The 1218-nt window shown below is 45.2% G+C and carries 1 protein-coding gene; it reads left to right on the plus strand.

All coding sequences use genetic code 11. The features are described 5' to 3' along the window. Nucleotides 1-88 precede the first annotated feature (88 nt). Entirely contained in the window at nt 89-1189 is a 1101-nt protein-coding gene (locus L5M49_RS25025; protein WP_263266998.1) for an ISAs1-like element ISSba1 family transposase, read from the plus strand. The last annotated feature ends 29 nt before the right edge of the window (nt 1190-1218 follow it).

Raw genomic sequence — 1218 nt, forward strand, 5'->3', positions numbered from 1 at the left:
CAGGGCGGGATCATACTTTGTTAACAGTAGGGAACTTCTTCCTATCTGCATGATCTGATCGGGCATGTTATTCTACTGAGCCTAATCCATGTCCTTATTTGAACACTTGAAACTCATCGAAGACCCTCGCTCTCACATCAACCTAGACCATGATTTAGTTGATATTATTTTTCTTGTTTTAGCCGCAATCGCTTCAGGTTGTGATGGCTGGCAAGCTATTGAAGAATTCGGCCAAGAGAATCTATCTTGGCTGCGTCAACATCGAAATTTTGATAACGGGATCCCAACTCGGCATTCCATTGCTCGGATCATTAAAGTGATCGATACCGAAATACTGGTTATGACACTCTTTAGTTGGGCAAATAGTTTAAGAGAAACCTCATCCAAGCCATTAATCGCTATTGACGGCAAAACCTTGCGGGGTGCTGTTAATCAACATGGTGCTAAAAATGCGCTACACCTCGTTTCGGCCTTTGATACCGAACAAGGAATTGTGCTGTATCAGCAAGATACACAGACCAAAGGTAACGAAATCGCAACGGTTCAAGCGCTGTTGCACATGTTAGACATTAAAGACGCCGTTGTAACCTTTGATGCACTTCACTGCCAGCGGGAAACGCTTCAACAAATCATCAAAGCTAAAGGCGACTATGTTGTTCAGGTAAAAGGCAACCAACCGCTACTGAGGCAGGCCATTGAGATGCAATTTCAACCTCACTGGGATAACGACGGCGTCGACATATTAAGTATCGAAGAGGATGACAAGGGGCATGGCCGTAAGGAGCGTCGCACAACGTTTCAAATTCCAGCAAAGCTGCCGCAGGCGCTCGCGAAAAAGTGGCCATCAGCCAAGTCACTCATAGCAGTTGAACGTCAACGAACATGTAAAGGCATTACAACCATAAATACGGATTATTACTTAAGTTCCTTACCTTTAGACGTCGAACTTGCAGCCAAAGCGGTGCGTCAGCATTGGCACATCGAGAACCTGCAACACTGGGTGCTTGACGTCACTTTTAGGGAAGACTGTTCAAGGATTGGTGACCGTGAAAACGCGAAGAAGATGGCGCTATTTCGTCGTATCGTGCTGAACCTTTTAGAGCAGCATCCGCTAAAAGCCAGCAAACCAACCAAGATAAGAAAAGCTGCATGGAATGGCGATTTTAGGAGCGATATTTTCTTTGGTTAAGAGATTTAACAAAGCTTAATCCCGCCCTG

This window comes from Shewanella sp. SM74 (genome assembly GCF_025653725.1).
Classification (GTDB): Bacteria; Pseudomonadota; Gammaproteobacteria; order Enterobacterales; family Shewanellaceae; genus Shewanella; species Shewanella oncorhynchi.

Coding starts and splice junctions, on each gene's coding strand:
- L5M49_RS25025 (WP_263266998.1), top strand. CDS start 89: ATGTCCTTATTTGAACACTTGAAACTCATCGAAGACCCTCGCTCTCAC.